The organism is Micromonospora xinjiangensis, assembly GCF_056150165.1.
This window is the reverse complement of the sequence record NZ_JAXCFO010000005.1, coordinates 248,232-265,306: the sequence shown is the minus strand read 5'-3', so window position 1 is coordinate 265,306 and position 17,075 is coordinate 248,232. Positions and strand designations below refer to the sequence as shown.

16 protein-coding genes are annotated in these 17,075 nt (G+C 74.6%); 6 read left to right on the top strand and 10 right to left on the bottom strand.

Annotated features, from left to right (window positions below; translation table 11 throughout):
* Positions 1-23 precede the first annotated feature (23 nt).
* Entirely contained in the window at positions 24-602 is a 579-nt protein-coding gene (locus SM573_RS20090) for a flavoprotein (RefSeq protein WP_474613147.1), read from the bottom strand.
* Between the two features lie 136 nt (positions 603-738).
* Entirely contained in the window at positions 739-2,031 is a 1,293-nt protein-coding gene (locus SM573_RS20085) for an exo-beta-N-acetylmuramidase NamZ family protein (RefSeq protein WP_474616796.1), read from the bottom strand.
* Between the two features lie 135 nt (positions 2,032-2,166).
* Here SM573_RS20085 and SM573_RS20080 point away from each other — a divergent pair, with 135 nt between their 5' ends.
* Positions 2,167-2,517 (top strand): DUF2203 family protein, encoded by a 351-nt coding sequence (locus SM573_RS20080; RefSeq protein ID WP_474613149.1) that lies wholly within the window; start codon positions 2,167-2,169, stop codon positions 2,515-2,517.
* 35 nt (positions 2,518-2,552) lie between these two features.
* Here SM573_RS20080 and SM573_RS20075 read toward each other — a convergent pair whose 3' ends face one another.
* From SM573_RS20075 to SM573_RS20060, 4 genes are all read right to left on the bottom strand, one after another.
* A complete protein-coding gene (locus SM573_RS20075) occupies positions 2,553-3,245 on the bottom strand; it encodes a class F sortase (RefSeq protein ID WP_474613150.1) in 693 nt (230 codons plus the stop codon).
* Entirely contained in the window at positions 3,242-4,093 is an 852-nt protein-coding gene (locus SM573_RS20070) for a DUF4397 domain-containing protein (RefSeq protein ID WP_474613151.1), read from the bottom strand. Before SM573_RS20070 ends, SM573_RS20075 begins: the two co-directional genes overlap by 4 nt.
* Positions 4,094-4,287: 194 nt before the next feature.
* Positions 4,288-4,956: an NADPH-dependent F420 reductase gene (locus SM573_RS20065; RefSeq protein WP_474616795.1), complete on the bottom strand. Its 669-nt coding sequence runs from the start codon at positions 4,954-4,956 to the stop codon at positions 4,288-4,290.
* 166 nt (positions 4,957-5,122) lie between these two features.
* Complete coding sequence (locus tag SM573_RS20060) at positions 5,123-5,614, bottom strand: glutathione peroxidase (protein ID WP_474616794.1); 492 nt, start codon at positions 5,612-5,614, stop codon at positions 5,123-5,125.
* Between the two features lie 179 nt (positions 5,615-5,793).
* On the opposite strand from SM573_RS20060, the gene SM573_RS20055 reads away from it, so the two are divergent.
* The 4 genes from SM573_RS20055 (at position 5,794) to SM573_RS20040 (ending at position 10,712) form a co-directional block, all read left to right on the top strand.
* The gene (locus SM573_RS20055; RefSeq protein WP_474616793.1) at positions 5,794-7,389 is read left to right on the top strand and encodes a glycosyl hydrolase family 18 protein; all 1,596 of its coding nucleotides are present in this window, start codon (positions 5,794-5,796) and stop codon (positions 7,387-7,389) included.
* Positions 7,390-7,558: 169 nt separating this feature from the next.
* Positions 7,559-8,068, top strand: coding sequence for a hypothetical protein (locus tag SM573_RS20050; protein ID WP_474616792.1), 510 nt, complete (start codon positions 7,559-7,561; stop codon positions 8,066-8,068).
* Positions 8,069-8,165: 97 nt separating this feature from the next.
* Positions 8,166-9,572, top strand: a complete 1,407-nt coding sequence (locus SM573_RS20045) for a class II 3-deoxy-7-phosphoheptulonate synthase (RefSeq protein WP_474613156.1) — start codon at positions 8,166-8,168, stop codon at positions 9,570-9,572.
* Between the two features lie 108 nt (positions 9,573-9,680).
* On the top strand, positions 9,681-10,712 hold the full coding sequence (locus SM573_RS20040; protein WP_474613157.1) for a threonine aldolase family protein: 1,032 nt from the start codon (positions 9,681-9,683) through the stop codon (positions 10,710-10,712).
* Positions 10,713-10,768: 56 nt separating this feature from the next.
* Here the strand turns inward: SM573_RS20040 and SM573_RS20035 are convergent, their stop codons facing one another.
* Positions 10,769-11,635: a deoxyribonuclease IV gene (locus SM573_RS20035; RefSeq protein ID WP_474613158.1), complete on the bottom strand. Its 867-nt coding sequence runs from the start codon at positions 11,633-11,635 to the stop codon at positions 10,769-10,771.
* A 1-nt stretch (position 11,636) separates the two neighbouring features.
* Positions 11,637-13,613, bottom strand: a complete 1,977-nt coding sequence (gene pknB, locus SM573_RS20030) for a Stk1 family PASTA domain-containing Ser/Thr kinase (RefSeq protein WP_474616791.1) — start codon at positions 13,611-13,613, stop codon at positions 11,637-11,639.
* A 310-nt stretch (positions 13,614-13,923) separates the two neighbouring features.
* Between pknB and SM573_RS20025 the strand changes: the two genes are divergently transcribed.
* Positions 13,924-14,313: an Rv2175c family DNA-binding protein gene (locus SM573_RS20025; RefSeq protein ID WP_474613160.1), complete on the top strand. Its 390-nt coding sequence runs from the start codon at positions 13,924-13,926 to the stop codon at positions 14,311-14,313.
* A gap of 157 nt (positions 14,314-14,470) precedes the next feature.
* Here SM573_RS20025 and SM573_RS20020 read toward each other — a convergent pair whose 3' ends face one another.
* Positions 14,471-15,553, bottom strand: a complete 1,083-nt coding sequence (locus SM573_RS20020; RefSeq protein ID WP_474616790.1) for a polyprenyl synthetase family protein — start codon at positions 15,551-15,553, stop codon at positions 14,471-14,473.
* Positions 15,554-15,600: 47 nt separating this feature from the next.
* Positions 15,601-17,031: a helix-turn-helix domain-containing protein gene (locus tag SM573_RS20015; protein ID WP_474613162.1), complete on the bottom strand. Its 1,431-nt coding sequence runs from the start codon at positions 17,029-17,031 to the stop codon at positions 15,601-15,603.
* Positions 17,032-17,075 lie beyond the last annotated feature (44 nt).

Genomic DNA, 17,075 nt, shown 5'->3' with positions numbered 1-17,075 from the left:
GGGGGCTGTCGGGCCCGGTGGCGTCAGCTGGGCTGGGGTTCCAGGTCCCGCTCGGCGGTGGCCTGGGTCGGGACGTGCGCGAACCGCGTCCAGGCGGAGACCACCTGTGCGGCGGTCCGCCAGGGCAGCGGGTCGGCGTCGTCGACCGGCTCGGCGGGCCCGGTGACTGTCACACCCCAGTGCCGGAGCCGCTCCAGGCTCTCCCGGAAGGCGGGGTGCCGGGCGAGACCCGCGTCCGGCGCGGGCACGACCACCACCGGCAGGCCGCCGGCGGTCGCCTCGTTGAGCAGCCGCAGGGCGAGGGTGTCGTTGAGCCCGTACGCCCACTTGTTGACCAGCTCGAAGCCGGCCGGCGCGACGGCGACGGCGTCGGCCGGCGGCAGCGGGTGCAGCGCCTCCGTCCGGTCGTCCTCGCGGACCGGGTGGTGGGTGAGGTCGGTGAGCCCGGCCCGGCTGTCGGGGTCGAGCGCGTCGGGGGCGGCGATGACGTGGACCTGCCAGCTCAGCTCGTGGCAGGTCTCGATGAACGGTGCGAGGTCGGCGGCCGGCTCGGCGCCGCAGACGACGAGGTGCAGGACAGGGGATCGTGACTTCCCTGGCATGGCGGCTCCTATCGCGAGGGTCCGCCGCCGAGGGTAGTGACCGGCCCGTCGACGCGCGCCGTTTTCCGCGCAACCGGCCGGACCGGCGCGCCACGCGACCCGTCGGCTGACCCGTGGGTCAGCCGAGCGCCCGTCCCTAGTAGAGCAGGTGCGGGCGGCGGCGCCGCTCGAACGCGGCCAGCTCGTCGGCCCACGCGCCCACCACGTCGTCCACGTCGGCCCCCGCGTCGATCATCGTGCGCAGCCGCGGCGAGCCCGTGAGCTTGTCCACCCAGTACGGCCGGGCCGCGTCCCAGGAGTCCTGACGCCAGGCGAACGCCGGGTAGCGGCGGGCCTCCACGAGCATCGCGACCGCCGTCCGGATCGGGTCGTACGCGTCGCGGTCGACGACCTTCACCTCCACACCGGCGCAGAGCTTGTTGAGCAGCGCCGGCTTCTGCCCCGCGGAGGTCGGCGTGAAGTACGCCTCGCGGAACTCGACCCCGGGCAGGTCACGGGCGTTGAGCCGGTCGGACCAGTGGTAGTCGAAGTCCTCGGCCAGCCCGCCGATCAGCTCGAAGGGCCGGCAGGTGCCGCGCCCCTCGGTGATCGAGGCGACCCCCTCGAACAGGCCGGTGCCGGGATAGACCAGCGCCGTGTCCGGGGTGGGCATGTTGGGGCTGGGCATCACCCAGGGCAGGTCGGTGTCCTGGGCCAGCACACCGCGCTTCCAGTGCCGGCACTTCACCACGTGCAGGTCGACCCGGCGGCCGACCTCGGCGGGGAGGAACTCCGCGTTGAAGTAGCGGGCCAGCTCGCCCACGGTCATGCCGTGCTGCTGGACGATCTCCTTGAGCCCCACGCCGGAGGTGTAGGGGGTGGTCATCATGGGCCCGCGCGCCCGCCCGCCGACCGGGTTGGGCCGGTCCAGCACCACGTAGCGCTTGCCCACCCGCGCCGCGGCGGCCATCGAGGTGTACATCGTCCAGATGTAGGTGTAGAAGCGGGCGCCCACGTCCTGGATGTCGAAGACCACCGTGTCGACGCCGGCCTCGGCGAACATGCTCTCCCACTTCGCCCGCGAGGCGCCGTACGCGTCGTAGACGGTGACTCCCGTGCGGGCGTCGATGCCGGTGCCCTCACTCCCGCCGGCCTGCGCCGAGCCCCGGAAGCCGTGCTCGGGGCCGAACGCCGCGGCGAGCCGGACCGCGCCGGAGGCGTGCATGAGGTCGACCAGGTGCCGGTATTCGGAGTCCACCCCCGTCGGGTTGGAGATCACGCCGACCCGCTGGCCGGACAACTCCGCGAACCGGGAGCGGACGAGCACATCGAGACCGGTCTCCACCCGCCGGACGCCGGGCTCCGCCACGGCCGGCGACCCGACGCCGGTCGTCGCGACCGCCCCTGCGGTCACCGCACCCGCACCGGCCAGGAATCGTCTGCGCTCCACGGTCCACCTCCCATCGATGGAGTGAAACTTAGCTACACATCGATGGTCCGTCAAGGAAGGATAGCTACAGGAGTGGCGACCGGGCCGGAGTGTCGGCGGGCGCCACCGCCGGCCGGCGTCGGCCATACTGGCCCGGTGTTCACCCTCGCCCAGGCCCGGCACCTGGTGGCCACCCTGCGGCCGCGCATCGACGAGTTGATCCGGCTCCGCGCCGACCTGGCCGAGCTGCGAGCCGACCTCGCGGCGCACGGGGTGAGCGCGCTCGGGGGCCGGGCCGAGGTCAAGGGGCTGGAGGCGCGGCTGCACGCCGTCCTGGAGGAGCTGCACCAGCACGACATCCAGGTCAAGGGCATCGCCCCGGTGCTGCTCGACTTCCCCGGCGAGCGGGACGGCCGGCCGGTGCTCTGGTGCTGGCTGGAGGGCGACTCCGACGTGCGCTGGTACCACCGCGTCGAGTGCGGCTTCGCCGGCCGCCGGCCGGTGTGAGCGGCCGCCGATCGCCAGAGAGCGGGCGCGGTGACTCAGCCGGGCGGCTCGGCGACGGCGAAGACCACGACGTTGTCCGCGTAGTGGCCACGTCGCCGGTCGAACGTCCCGCCGCAGGTGACGAGGCGCAGCTCCGCGCCGGGCGTCGGGCCGTACACGGTCCCGGTGGGGAACCGGTCCTTGCGGGTGCGCAGCGAGCCGGTCACCCGGAACGCGAGCCACCGCGCACCGCGCCGCACCTCCACGCGGTCGCCGGCGCGCAGCTCGCCGAGGCGGGCGAAGACGGCCGGACCGCGGCGGGAGTCCAGGTGCCCCGCGAGCACCGCGGGGCCGGGGTCACCCGGCGCCGGGCCGCCGCCGTACCAGCCGGCGACGTCGAACCCGGCCGGCGGCAGCAGGGCGCCCGCCCGGTCCAGGCCGAGCACGGTGAGCGGGGCGTCCACGGCGATGCGCGGTATCCGTACCCGCGTGGGCTCTCCACCCGGCGCGGCGCGGACGGGCGCCGCCGCGCCACCCGCCGCCGGGCGACCGGGTTGCGTGGACGGCCGCGGGTCGGCCGCGCCCCGGGTCGGTGGACGGCCGTCGGCCGTCGGCGGGTCGGTGGTGGCCAGCCCGACCCCCGTGCCGGTGGCCAGGCAGAGCGCCGCGCCGAGCGCGACGAGCGCGGTGGCCGGCCGCCGGGACCGCCGCCGGTGCCGGCGGATCTCCGGGCCGCGGGGGGTGCTCACCAGGTGGTACGACGGCGGCGCAGCAGCGCGAGGCCGGCGACCAGGGCGAGGCCCGCGAAGCCGCCCGCGATCACCGGGTACGTCCCGCGGCCGGAGCCCGCCGTGCCACCGGCCCCGGTCTCCACCCCGCCGGTCGGGACGACCGTGCCGCCCTCGGCGTCGCGCCGCAGCTCGGTGGTGAGCCCGCCCTCCTTGGCGTCGAGCACCAGCAGGGAGTACACCGCGCCACCGGTGAGCCGGACCTCCGCCTCGGTGGTGGGGCCGCCGCTGGCGGACAGCCGCAGCCGCCAGCTGCCCGGCTCGACCAACTGGTAGTCGGTGGTGGTGGCGAACTGCACGCCGTGGGCGATGACCGGCCCGTCGGCCGCGGCGACGTCCAGCACCGGCGCGCGCACCGAGGCCTGTACGACGCGCACCTTCGCCCGGCCACCGTCCGGCGTGCTGAGGTCGTCGTGCAGGACGCGCAGCCCCAGGTCGGCGTAGCGCCCCACCCCGGCCACCGTGTACGCCCCGCCGCTGTCCACCGCGACCTCGGTGGTGAGCACCGGCGGGTCGTCGGCCGGGGCGCCCGCCTCGCGCATCGCCACCGCGTACCGGCCGGCGGGCAGCGGCAGGTAGTCGGACATCACGCCGTAGCCCACGCCGGGGAAGACCCGTGGCTCGGCGGTGTCCGGGGCGGCGAGGTAGACGTCGACGCTCGGGGTGTCGGGGGAGAGGTGCGCGAGCCGCACGTAGCCCACGGTCGCCGCGCTCGCGGGCGTGGCCGTGACCGTCGGGAGCCCGAGCCCGACCAGGAGGGCTGCCACCACGGCGAGCAGGCGGCGCGGCGCGGTTCGGGGAAGGTGCATGTCGCCTCCGGGGGGTGCGTCCGGTCAACGGGATGCGTCCGGCCGACAGCGTCCCGTCGGCGGGACTCCGATGCAACTGTCACCGCCCCGACACGCCGAGAAGCCGGCGTGTCACGCTGCGCGTGCCGTTTCCGGGCCGCGCGCCCGCACCTCACCGGACACCGCGTCCAACGCGGCCACCACGGCGATCGGTGTCAGGCGGCGTCCAGCGCCCGCCGCAGCTCGTCCGCCCCGGCCGGCACCCCGTGCTCCATGTCGGACGGGTCCGCGAGGTAGACGACCCCGTAGGCCGGCGTGCCGGGCTCGTAACGCCGACCCTCGGCCAGCGGCCCGGCATCCACCGCGTCGTAACCGATCCGGTCCAGGAAGGCGATGGTCGCCGCCTTCGCGTCCGGGTCGTCGCAGGCGATCGGCAGCGCGGTCCGGTCGGGCGCCCCCGACGGCCGGTGCAGCGACCCGAGGTGCCGGAAGTTGATGTTGTTGAAGACCTTGACCACCCGGGCCTGCGGCAGGTGGCGCTGGAGCAACTCGCTGCTGGTGGTCGCCCCCGAGTCCAGCTCGGCGATCTGCCCGTCGCGCTGCGGGTAGTAGTTGTTGGTGTCCAGCACGACCTTGCCGGCCAGCGGCTCCGCGGGCACGGCGACGTACGCCTTCAGCGGCACGCTCACCACCACGAGGTCACCGGCGCGGGCGGCCTCCTGCGGCGTCGCCGCCCGGGCCCGCGCGCCCAGTTCGTCGACGAGGTCGCGCAGCGTCTCCGGCCCGCGCGAGTTGCTGAGCACCACGTCGTAGCCGGCGCCCACGGCCAGCCGTGCCACGGTGCCGCCGATGTGACCGCTGCCGATCAGTCCCACAGTCGTCATGTCCGGCGCAACTCCGTCCACCGTGGCCGCATTCCCGCGTCGTCGGCGCCCGACCGGCCCTCGTGGCCCTGGGCGCGCCGAACCCGCACCCGCCCACCGTACGGCGGGCGGGACCGGTGGGTCGGGGTCGGCGCGGCCTGCCACTCTCCCGGGTAGCGGGACGGGCTCAGACGCCGGGGAGCACCTTCTCGACGGCGGTGCGCAGCTCGGCGGAGTCGGGCTGCACCTGCGGGGCGAACCGGGCGGCCACGGTGCCGTCGGGGGCGACCAGGAACTTCTCGAAGTTCCACCGCACGTCGCCGCGGTGGCCCTCGGCGTCCGGCGTGTCCACCAACGCCGCGTAGAGCGGGTGCCGGCCGGGCCCGTTGACCTCGACCTTCTCGGTGAGCGGGAAGGTGACGCCGTAGTTCACCTGGCAGAAGTCGCTGATCTCCGCGGCGGTGCCGGGCTCCTGACCGGCGAACTGGTTGCAGGGCACGCCGAGCACGGTGAGGCCCCGGTCGGCGTACTCCTCGGCGAGGGCCTGCAGGCCGGCGTACTGCGGGGTGAGGCCGCAGCGCGACGCGACGTTGACCACCAGCAGCGCGCGCCCGCGGTAGCGGGCGAGGTCGGCGGGGCCGCCGTTGAGCGCGTCGATCGGAATGTCGAAGACGTCCATCCGGCGAGGCTACCGCCGCGCCGGCGGCCCGCGCTCCGCCCCGTCCGGGCCCCCGGACGAGGGCGGGTTGTGCGACGGGCGCGAGAAATCGAAACATGTACATCTTGACTAAGCGATGACGGTGTGAGTAGCGTCTCAGCATCATTTAGGAAACTTTCCTAACCGTTGGGAGACGGCCGATGAGAAGATCGCTCCGCCGAGCCCTCTGGGCCGGTGCCGTGGTCGCGCTGACCGCCGCGTTGGCGCCCGTCGCCAGCGCGTTCGGCGCCGGAAGCGTGACGACCACGTTCACGAAGGTGCAGGACTGGGGGACCGGCCACGAGACCAGGGTGACGATCACCAACGGGTCGGACGCCTCGGTCAGCACGTGGCGCATCGAGTTCGACCTGCCCTCGGGCAGCAGCGTCAGCAGCTCCTGGGACGCCGACGTGACCCGCACCGGCAACCACTACGTGGCGGTGAAGAAGAGCTGGGCCGGGCCGATCGCGCCGGGCGCCTCGTTCAGCTGGGGCTACAACGGCAGCGGCCCGTACGCCGCCCCGCTGAACTGCACCATCAACGGCGTCGCCTGCGGCGGCGGCACCACCCCGCCCACCACGACGCCCCCGACCACGACCCCGCCGACCACGCCCCCGCCCACCACGCCCCCGCCGGACCCGGGCGGGAAGAAGGTCGTGGGCTACTTCGCCGAGTGGGGCGTGTACGGCCGCAACTACCACGTGAAGAACATCCACACGAGCGGCTCGGCGTCGAAGCTGACGCACATCCTCTACGCGTTCGGCAACACCACGGGCGGCCGCTGCGCCATCGGTGACAGCTACGCCGACTACGAGAAGGCGTACACCGCCGCGGACAGCGTGGACGGCGTGGCCGACACCTGGGACCAGCCGCTGCGCGGCAGCTTCAACCAGCTGCGCAAGCTCAAGCAGATGTACCCGCACCTGAAGGTGATCTGGTCCTTCGGCGGCTGGACCTGGTCCGGCGGCTTCACGCAGGCCGCGCAGAACCCGACCGCGTTCGCCGACAGCTGCTACAACCTGGTCGAGGACCCGCGCTGGGCGGACGTCTTCGACGGCATCGATGTCGACTGGGAGTACCCGAACGCCTGCGGCCTGACCTGCGACAGCAGCGGCCCGAACGCGTTCAAGAACGTCGTCGCCGCGCTGCGCGCCAAGTTCGGCGCGAACGCCCTGGTGACCGCGGCGATCACCGCCGACGGCAGCAACGGCGGCAAGATCGACGCCACCGACTACGCGGGCGCCGCCCAGCACCTCAACTGGATCATGCCGATGACGTACGACTACTTCGGCGCCTTCAACCCGCAGGGCCCGACCGCCCCGCACTCGCCGCTGAACTCGTACCCGGGCATCCCGCAGCAGGGCTTCTGGTCCGACGCGGCGATCCAGAAGCTCAAGAGCAAGGGCATCCCGGCCAACAAGCTGCTGCTCGGCATCGGCTTCTACGGACGCGGCTGGACCGGCGTGACCCAGGCGGCCCCGGGCGGCAGCGCGACCGGCGCCGCGCCGGGCACCTACGAGGCGGGCATCGAGGACTACAAGGTCCTCAAGAACAGCTGCCCCGCCACCGGCACCGTCGGCGGCACGGCGTACGCCAAGTGCGGCAGCAACTGGTGGAGCTACGACACGCCCGCCACGATCAACGGAAAGATGACGTACGCCAACAACCAGGGCCTCGGTGGCGCGTTCTTCTGGGAGCTCTCCGGTGACACCGGCAACGGTGAGCTCATCAGCGCCATCAAGGGCGGTCTCGGCTGAGCCGTAGGCCGACGCAGCACCCACACGGCGGGGAGGGACACGCACCGTCCCTCCCCGCCCGGCGTGTCGTGCCGGGGTGTCGCGGGACACACCTGTCCGCCGCTCAGGTCGATGTGACAGACTCGCCGCTCGGTATTGCTCCACGTACCCGTGCCGAGGGGAGGGGTTGATGGGCGTGACGCACCGGAAGCTGGCGGGTGTCGCCGCGACCCTCGCGGTCCTGCCACTCACCCTGGCCGGCTGCGGGCTCGGCGGCGAGACCGAGGAGCCCCCGAAGCCGGAGCAGGCGCCCGCGGAGGAGGCCGCCACGAAGTCCCGCGAGCGGGTGCAGGCCTACCTCGACGCGGTGATCGCCAAGGATGTGGACGCCGGGCGCAGCCAGCTCTGCGCGGTGATGCACGAGACGTTCGACGCGGCGGCGACCACCCCGAACGGCGACTTCGCCGACCACTTCGAGGTGCCCGAGGCCGCCATCACCGACATCCGGTCCGGCCCCCGCGGCCAGGAGGTGAGCGTCTCCGTCACGGTCGCCGTCGGCTCGCGCAAGGTCACCCGGCCGCTGGTGTTCACCGTCACCCGCGACGGGGCCGACTGGTGTATCGCCGGCGAGGCGCCGGGCACGGCCGCCGACCCCGCCGCCGGTGGCGGCCCGAACCCGTCGGCGTCGCCCGCGTCCTGACCTGGCGCGGTCCCTCCCGCCCCGGGAGACCTCCCAGCAGCCGGAACGGTGCCCCTCGGCGCCCGCTGCGCTCCGTGGTCGCCGTACGCTTTCTGTCATGCGCCATGAGTGGCACCAGCTGAGCCATCCCGCGGTGGACAGCCCGGGGTTGCAGACCAGCCGTCCGACCGTCGACTCCGCCGAGGACGCCGCCCTCGGCCTCGACCGATGGCGGGACCTGCCCCGCGCGCAGACCCCGCCCTGGCCGGACCCGGCGAAGGTCGCCGAGGTCTGCAAGGTGCTCGACACCGTGCCGTCGGTGGTCGCGCCGTACGAGGTCGACCAGCTCCGGCAGCGGCTCGCGCTGGTCTGCGAGGGCAAGGCGTTCCTGCTCCAGGGCGGCGACTGCGCGGAGACGTTCGCCGACAACACCGAGAGCCACCTGCTCGCCAACGCCCGCACGCTGCTCCAGATGGCGATCGTGCTGACCTACGGCGCCTCGCTCCCCGTGGTCAAGGTGGCCCGCGTCGCCGGCCAGTACACCAAGCCCCGGTCGCTGCCGACCGACGCGCGAGGGCTCCCCGCCTACCGCGGCGACATGATCAATTCCCTGGAGGCCACGCCGGAGGCGCGGGTCGCCGACCCGCAGCGCATGATCCGGGCGTACGCGAACTCGGCCGCCGCCATGAACATGCTCCGGGCCTACCTGGCCGGTGGCCTGGCCGACCTGCACGCCGTGCACGACTGGAACAAGGGGTTCGTGAAGAACTCCCCCGCCGGGGAGCGCTACGAGGCGATCGCCCGGGAGATCGACCGTGCCCTGGCCTTCATCCGCGCCTGCGGGCTGACCGACGACGACGCCCTGCGCACCGTCACCCTCTACTGCTCCCACGAGGCGCTCGCGCTGGAGTACGACCGGGCGCTCACCCGCGTCTCCGGCAACCGGGCCTACGGGCTCTCCGGGCACTTCCTCTGGATCGGGGAGCGCACCCGCCAGATCGACGGCGCGCACATCGACTACATCTCCCGCATCGCCAACCCGATCGGGGTCAAGCTCGGCCCGACGACCACCCCGGACGAGGCCATCGAGCTGTGCGAGAAGCTCAACCCCGACAACATCCCCGGCCGGCTCACCCTCATCAGCCGGATGGGCAACCACCGGGTGCGCGACGCCCTGCCGCCCATCGTCGCCAAGGTCACCGCGGCCGGCGCCAAGGTCGTCTGGCAGTGCGACCCGATGCACGGCAACACGCACGAGTCGTCCAACGGCTACAAGACCCGACACTTCGACCGCATCGTGGACGAGGTGCTGGGCTACTTCGAGGTGCACCGGGGCCTGGAGACCCACCCCGGTGGCCTGCACGTCGAACTCACCGGCGAGGACGTCACCGAGTGTCTCGGTGGCGCCCAGGGCATCGAGGACCTCGACCTGCCCGACCGGTACGAAACCGCCTGCGACCCGCGACTGAACACCCAGCAGTCGCTGGAGCTGGCCTTCCTCGTAGCGGAGATGCTCCGTGGCTGACGCGAGGAGTGAGCTTGCGAGCCCCGCAGTCGGCAGCGAAGAGGAACACCGTGGCTGACGCGAGGAGTGAGCTTGCGAGCCCCGCAGTCGGCAGTCGAAAGGATCACCGTGGCTGACAGCCCTATCGACCTGCGTTCGGACACCGTGACCCGGCCCACGGCCGGCATGCGGGAGGCCATGGCCACCGCCGAGGTCGGTGACGACGTCTACGGCGAGGACCCGACCGTCACCGCGCTGGAGGCCGAGGTCGCCGCGCTGTTCGGGCACGAGGCGGCGCTGTTCGCCCCGAGCGGGTCCATGGCCAACCAGATCGCCCTGCAGCTCGTGGTGCCGCCCGCGAACGAGCTGCTCTGCGACGCCGACGCGCACGTGGTCACGTACGAGATCGGCGCCGCGGCCGCGTACGGCGGCATCTCGTCGCGGACCTGGCCGGCGGTCGGCGCGGACATCGATCCCGACGTGGTGGCCGGCATGATCCGCCCCGACGGCTACTTCGCCGTCCCGACCCGGGCGATCGCGGTCGAGCAGACCCACAACCGGGGCGGTGGCGGGGTGATCCCGCTGGCGACCCTGCGGGAGCTGCGGCGCATCGCCGACGACGCACAGCTCGCCCTGCACTGCGACGGCGCCCGCATCTGGCACGCGCACGTCGCCGACGGGGTGCCGCTCGTCGAGTACGGCCGGCTCTTCGACACCCTGTCCGTCTGCCTCTCCAAGGGCCTGGGCGCGCCGGTCGGCTCGCTCGTCGTGGGCAGCGCCGAGAAGATCGAGCGGGCGCGGCTCGTCCGCAAGCGGATGGGCGGCGGCATGCGGCAGGTCGGTGTCCTGGCCGCGGCCGGGCGCTACGCGCTGGCCCACCACGTGCAGCGGCTCGCCGAGGACCACGCGAAGGCCGCCCGGCTGGCGGAGGCCATCGCCCCGTTCGGGGTGCTGGCCACCGCGGTGCGGACCAACATCGTGCCGCTGGACCTGACCAAGTCGGCGCGGGACGCGCACGCGCTCGCCGCCGCCGCGCGGCAGGAGGGCCTGCTGATCTCGGTGCTCGGCCCGCGTACGGCCCGGCTGGTCACCCACATGGACGTCGACGACACCGCCGTCGACCGCGCGATCGAGATCCTGACCCGAGTACTCCGCGCCTGACCCCCACCCGGCCCGTCCCGGCCCCACCGTCCCCGCCGCGCCCCGGGGGCGGTGGGTTAGGGGTGGAGGCGTTTGAGGGTGGCGATGTCGGCGGCGTGGCCGAGCTGCTTCTCGCTGGGCGTCTCCACCACGATCGGCACCCCGGCGGTCGCCGGATGCGCCATCAGCTCCGCGAACGCGGGCTCGCCGATGGTGCCCTTGCCGATGTTCTCGTGCCGGTCCCGGGTCGAACCGCACAGATCCTTCGAGTCGTTGGCGTGCACCAGCCGCAGCCGCTGCGCCCCCACGGTGGCGACCAGCGTGTCCAGCGTCGCGGTCATGCCGCCCTCGGCGGCGAGATCGTGCCCGGCCGCCCACGCGTGGCAGGTGTCGAAGCAGACCCCGAGCCACGGATGCTGGTCCACCGCGTCCAGGTAGGGACCGAGCTGCTCCACCCGTGAGGCGAGCGAGCGGCCGCCACCCGCGCTCGGCTCGACCAGGAGCATCGGCCCGCCCGAGGCGGCGGCCGAGTCCAGGAGCGGCAGCAGCGCCTCGCGGACCTGCCGCATCGCCGCGTCGGCATGCCCCGCGTCGACCGCGCTGCCCGCGTGGAACACCACGCCCCGCGCGCCGATCGCCTCGCCCCGGCGCAGCGCGTGCGCCAGCGTCTGCGCCGACCGCTCGACCGTGGCCGGCGTGGGGGAGCCGAGGTTGACCAGCAGCGACGCGTGGATGAAGACCGGCACGCCCCGCTCCGCGCAACCGGCGCGGAACAGCGCGTCCTGCGCCGGGTCGCCCGGCGGCAGCGCCCAGCCACGGGAGTTGGAGACGTAGACCTGGACCACCTCGGCGCCGGTCGCGTCGAGGTAGGGCAGGGCCGCCTTGGCCAGGCCACCCGAGGTCGGTGTGTGCGCGCCGACCGGACGGGTCGAGGTCACCGTCATCTCACAAACATCCGATCGTCACCTGGGTGCCGGGTGGCACCTGGGAATTCTCGTTCGGGTTCTGGAACCGGACGATCGCGTTCGGGTTGAGCTGGATCGCCACCGGGAAGCCCTGGCTCTCCAGCACCTGCTTGGCCTGCTGGCAGGGCAGGTCCATCACGCGGGGCACGACCACCAGCGGTGGGCCCTTGCTGACCTCCAGCTTGACCTCGGCGCCCTTCTCCACACCGGCGCCGTCGGACGGGCTCTGCCCGACGATCTCGTCCTTCGGCTTGTCCGAGTCCTTGTAGACCTCGACCGGGGTCAGGCCCAGCTGGGCCAGGGCGTTCCGGGCCTCGTTGAGGTTCTTCCCGACCATGTTGGGCACGCTGATCGGCGCCCTGCCCTTGCTCAGGACGACGGTCACCTTGTCGCCCGGCTTGACCTCCGTGCCCACCTTCGGGTTGGTGGCCACCACCACCCCGGCGGGCAGGTTGTCGTCGTAGCGGGCGGTGCCCTTGACCACCACCAGCTTCGCGCTGGTCAGGTCGGCCTCGGCCAGTTCGAACTCCTTGCCCACCACGTCGGGCAGCGGGAACCGCTCCGGGCCGAGGGAGAGGGTCAGGGTGATCGTGCCGCCCTTGACGATCCGGGCGGTCGAGGCCGGCTCCTGGAACAGGACGCTGTCCTTCGGCGCCGTGTCGTGGTAGCGGGGCTCGGCGTACGTCAGGACGAGCCCGGCGCGCGCGGCCTGTGCCTCGGCGTCGGCCTTGCTCAGGCTGACCAGTTGGGGAGCGGCCGTGTAACGGCCGACCGTGAGGTACCAGCCGCCGACCGCGGCGAGCAGGACGAGCGCGACCGCGGCCGCGATCAGCCCGAACCGCCCGCGGCTCGCGTGCGCCAGCCGGGCGCGCAACCCGTCGAGACCGGACCGATCGTCACCGCCGGCCGGGGCGGCGCGACGCCGCCCGACCCGCTGGCCGCCCTCCGGCAGCCGGGCCCACGCCGGCCGTTCGGCCGGACGGACCGCCGCGACCACCATGGTCGGCTGGGAGACCGGCTCGTCGGCGATCCGGCGCAGCACGGTCGTACGGCTGTTGAGGTTGCCCAGGTCGTCGCGGGCGACCTGGACCTCGGAGAGGAACGCGCCGGCGTCGGCCGGCCGGGCGCCCGGGTCGCGCCGGGTGGCCCGGGCGACGAGCCCGTCGAGGACCGGCGGCAGGCCGGGAACCAGCGTCGACGGCGCCGGCACGTCACGGTCGACGTGCTGCCACGCGATGTCGATCGGGCGACCCGAGTCGTAGGGGACTCGGCCGGTGAGCATCTCGAAGAGCACGATGCCGGCGGAGTAGACGTCCGTGCGCGGGTCGGAGTGGCCCTGCGTGACGAGCTCGGGGGCGACGTACGCCACCGTCGCCATGAGCTGGTTGCCGCTCTCCTCCTCGGCGCTCGCCTCGACGGCGCGGGCGAGCCCGAAGTCGGCGACCTTCACGACGCTGTCGACCAGGTTGGACATGCCGCCGGTGGGCGCCTCGGCGACCAGGACGTTCTCCGGCTTGATGTCGCGGTGCACCACACCCGACCGGTGCGCGGCGGCGATCGCCGCCAGCATCTGCTCGAAGATGGCCAGCGCCTCGTCGGGGTTGAGGCGGCGTCGCTCGGCGAGCACCTCGCGCAGGGTGCGACCCCGCACGTACTCCATCACCAGGTAGGGCAGGCCGGCGTGGGTGCCCTGGTCGTAGACCGCGACCACGTTGGGATGGGTGAGCCGGGCGATCGTCTTCGCCTCGTCGGTGAACCGCTCGACGAACCCGGCGACCCGCGCCCGGGACTCGGAAGCCTGGGTCGGATGAATGATCTTGACAGCCACGGTGCGTTCGAGCCGCTCGTCCGTGGCGGTGTACACGGTCGCCATGCCGCCACGGGCCACGCGACCGCGAATGCGGTAGCGCCCGTCGATCAGCGAGCCCAGCAACGTGTCGGCGACCTGTGTGTCCATCGGCAGGGAGTCTATGTGTCCAGGGGGTCAAGGTTGAACAGGATGCTACAGCCGGGCTCAGACCTTACCCGTCCGCCGCGCTCGTCGACCCCGGGTAAACCCCCCGTGACCTGGGAAGACACCCTTCCTCGGAGGTCCGTGCCGGGCTCGGCGGCCGGGAACCGGGCCCACTGCGCTGCGCAGCCGCGCCGCCACCGACGGCGACGGTTCCGGCGGCCGCGCGCCGCCTCCGGGCGCCGCGGTCGCTCCGACCGACGGCGTACGGGGTGCCGTCCGCCCGCGCCCGCCGGCCACGTGGCAGGGTGTTCGGGTGACCGAACCCGTACCCGCCGACCGGGCCGCCAGCGGCCCCGACCAGGCCGGACCCGCCGAGGCGGCCGGCTGGCTGACCCTGCCCGACGTCGCCGAGCGCCTCGGCGTGTCGATCAGCAAGGTGCACCAGATGATCCGCGACCGGGAACTGCTCGCGGTCCGCCGCGACGGGGTCCGCCGGGTGCCCGCCGACCTGGTGGCCAACCGCACGGTGCTCAAGCACCTGCCCGGCGTGCTCAACCTGCTCGCCGACGCCGGCTACGACGACGAGGCCGCGCTGCGCTGGCTCTACGAGCCCGACGACACCCTGCCCGGCACGCCGGCCGCCGCCCTCGGCGGTGACCAGGCCCGCGAGGTCAAGCGTCGCGCCCAGGCCCTCGGCTTCTGACCGCGCGCGAGGTCGCCGCTCCCGCACGCGGGGGCGGCGACCTCGCGATCGACCGACGGGCCGCCCTCGGCCTCCGTCGACCGCACGATCTTCCGACGGGCCGCCCGGCGCGCTCCGCGTGGGGCCGCCGACGCCCGCCGCGCGCCCGGCGACGGTGTCAGTCGGTGCGGCGGGTCGCGACGATGGCCAGGTCGACCAGGGCCTGGCGGGCCTCGGTGTCGAGGTCCACGGCGGTGAGCGCCGCCAGCGCGGTCTCGGTCAGCGTGCCGATCCGCTCCTCCGTCCGGGCCACCGCGCCGCTCGCGGTGATCAGTTCACGGAGGCGGGTGACGCCCTCCTCGTCCAGCCCCGGATCGCCGAGCCCGGCGAGCAGCACCTCCCGTCCGGCGTCGTCGAGCGTCTCCAGCGCGGCCGCCACCAGGTAGGTGCGCTTGCCCTCGCGCAGGTCGTCCCCGGCCGGCTTGCCGGTCTGCGCCGGGTCACCGAAGACGCCCAGCACGTCGTCGCGGAGCTGGAACGCCTCGCCCAGCGGCAGCCCGTACGCCGAGTACGCGGCCCGGACGTCCGCCGGGGCGTCGGCCAGCGCGGCGCCGAGCAGCAGCGGCCGCTCGACCGTGTACTTCGCCGACTTGTAGCGCGCGACCTTGCCGGCGCGCTCCACCGAGGTGTCCCGGGTCACCTGCGCGAACACGTCGAGGTACTGCCCGACGGTCACCTCGGTGCGCATCTCGTCGAAGACCGGGCGGGCCCGGGCCACCATGTGCGGGTCGAGCCCCGCGGAGTGCAGCAGCTCGTCGGACCACACCAGGCAGAGGTCGCCGAGCAGGATCGCCGCGGCGTCGCCGAACCCGTCCGGGTCGCCACCCCAGCCGGACCGCCGGTGCCGGGTGGCGAAGCGCCGGTGCACCGCCGGCTCGCCGCGCCGGGTGTCCGACCGGTCCATCAGGTCGTCGTGGATCAGGGCGCTCGCCTGCACCAGCTCGAGCGCGGCCAGCGCGCCCAGCACCTGGTCGCTGTCCACCCCGCCGGCGCCCCGGTAGCCCCAGTAGGCGAAGGCCGGGCGCAGCCGCTTGCCGCCGCCCAGCACGAACGCCTCGATCGCCTCCGCGAGCGGTGTCAACGCGTCGTCGACACCGGCCATCCAGACCCGCTGGTTGGCCAGGAACTCGGTGAGGGCCTTGTCGACCCGCTGGCGCAGGCCGGCACGGTCGACGGGGGAGACGGGAGCAGCGTCGGTCACGCGTGAACGCTAGCCGGTCGGGTGGCCGATGTGGTACCCGCCGGTATCTAGGTGAGACCCACTCCGCGCCCGCCGTCCCTCCCCGGGCCGGCGCGCCCCTGACCACGCCGGCCCGGCCGGGACGCGCAGGGCCGGGGAAGGTAGGGCAGGGCCGCCGCGACGAGCGCCGCGTGGTGCCGGACCGCGGGCGAGCGCCGGTGGGCGGCCAGCCCTCGGCGTACGCCGGTGAGCTGGGCCACCGCCCGGGGCGAGCCGGCGCGGACCGCCTCGACCAGGGCGGCCCCCGCCGCCTCGCAGGCCAGCTCCACCTCGCCGAGCTGGAGGTAGCCCCGAGCCAGCCAACCGCCGTAGACCGCCGCCCGGCGGGGCCGTCCGGGCTCCCGGGCCGCGCCGCCCAGCAGCGCCTCCGCCCGCCGCGGCCGGCCCAGGGCGACCAGCGTCCGCCCGGTCATCGCCGCCAGCTCCGGCCCGTCGAGCCAGTAGAGCCAGGACGGCTCCCGCCCGGGGTCGGGCGCCGCGGTGGCGCGCTCGGCGGCGTCGAGGGCCCGCGCGGCGGCGTCCGGCCGCCCGCCGAGCGCGGCGGCGAGCGCCACCCGGTGCAGCAACAGCGCCCGCAGGCCGGGGCTGGCCCACCGCCGGCTGCCCGCGTACGCGGCGCGGGCCAGCAGGAGGGCGCCCTCGGCGTCGCCGCTGCCGGCGAGCAGGTGACTGGCCGAGCCGAGCACGTGCCCGGCGAGGGCCGGATCGCCGGCGGCGGCCGCCGCCCGCAGCCCGAGCCGGTACGCGGCCAGACCGCCGGCCGGGTCACCGGCGTCGGCGCAGAGCCAGCCGGCGAGCTGGGCCGACTCGGCGAGCAGCGGCAAGAGCCGACGGCGACCGGCCGGCCCGCACCGGCGGAGCGCCCGAGTCGCCCGGCGGAGCCGCTCCGCGGCGAGCGGGGCGAGGTCGGCCCCGCCGGCCAGGTCGTCCAGCCGACGCAGCCCGGCCAGGTCGGCGGCGTACGCCCGTCGGGGGTGTCGCGGCGTGCCGCCGGGAGCGGCCGGTGGTGCCGGTGCCGGGCCGGCGTGCGGCTCGTCGCCGCGGGCGCACCGTTCGGCGAGCGCGGCCGGAGCGGTGATCAGCAGGGTGGCGTGCGGATCGACCTGCCAGCGTTGGGCCAGGGCGAGCAGCGCGGCGCGGGACCGGGCGTCGACGGCCGCCCCGGTCGGTGGCGCGACCAGCCGCCGGGACCGCGCCGCCGCGTCGGCCAGCAGCTCGGGCGGTGCGGCGAGGACGACGGCGAGCCAGCGCAGCCAGAAGTCGCCCGGCACCCGCACCTGCCGTTCCCACCGGGACACCTCGTGGCGGCTCAGGGTCGGCACACCGGCGGCCGCGCAGAGCTCCTCGGCGGTGCGCCGCTGGCTCCAGCCGCGGGCCAGCCGCAGCTGGGTGATCAGCGGCCCGAGCAGCAGCGGCTCGGCGGGCGGGGTCGAGGTCATCGGTCTCTCCGAAGGGGGCGCGTGCGGCGGCGACCGCCCCCGGA

Coding starts and splice junctions, on each gene's coding strand:
- SM573_RS20090 (WP_474613147.1), bottom strand. CDS start 602: ATGCCAGGGAAGTCACGATCCCCTGTCCTGCACCTCGTCGTCTGCGGC.
- SM573_RS20070 (WP_474613151.1), bottom strand. CDS start 4,093: ATGCACCTTCCCCGAACCGCGCCGCGCCGCCTGCTCGCCGTGGTGGCA.
- SM573_RS20035 (WP_474613158.1), bottom strand. CDS start 11,635: ATGACGGTGACCTCGACCCGTCCGGTCGGCGCGCACACACCGACCTCG.
- SM573_RS20065 (WP_474616795.1), bottom strand. CDS start 4,956: ATGACGACTGTGGGACTGATCGGCAGCGGTCACATCGGCGGCACCGTG.
- SM573_RS20045 (WP_474613156.1), top strand. CDS start 8,166: ATGCGCCATGAGTGGCACCAGCTGAGCCATCCCGCGGTGGACAGCCCG.
- SM573_RS20060 (WP_474616794.1), bottom strand. CDS start 5,614: ATGGACGTCTTCGACATTCCGATCGACGCGCTCAACGGCGGCCCCGCC.
- pknB (WP_474616791.1), bottom strand. CDS start 13,613: ATGGACACACAGGTCGCCGACACGTTGCTGGGCTCGCTGATCGACGGG.
- SM573_RS20055 (WP_474616793.1), top strand. CDS start 5,794: ATGAGAAGATCGCTCCGCCGAGCCCTCTGGGCCGGTGCCGTGGTCGCG.
- SM573_RS20050 (WP_474616792.1), top strand. CDS start 7,559: ATGGGCGTGACGCACCGGAAGCTGGCGGGTGTCGCCGCGACCCTCGCG.
- SM573_RS20015 (WP_474613162.1), bottom strand. CDS start 17,031: ATGACCTCGACCCCGCCCGCCGAGCCGCTGCTGCTCGGGCCGCTGATC.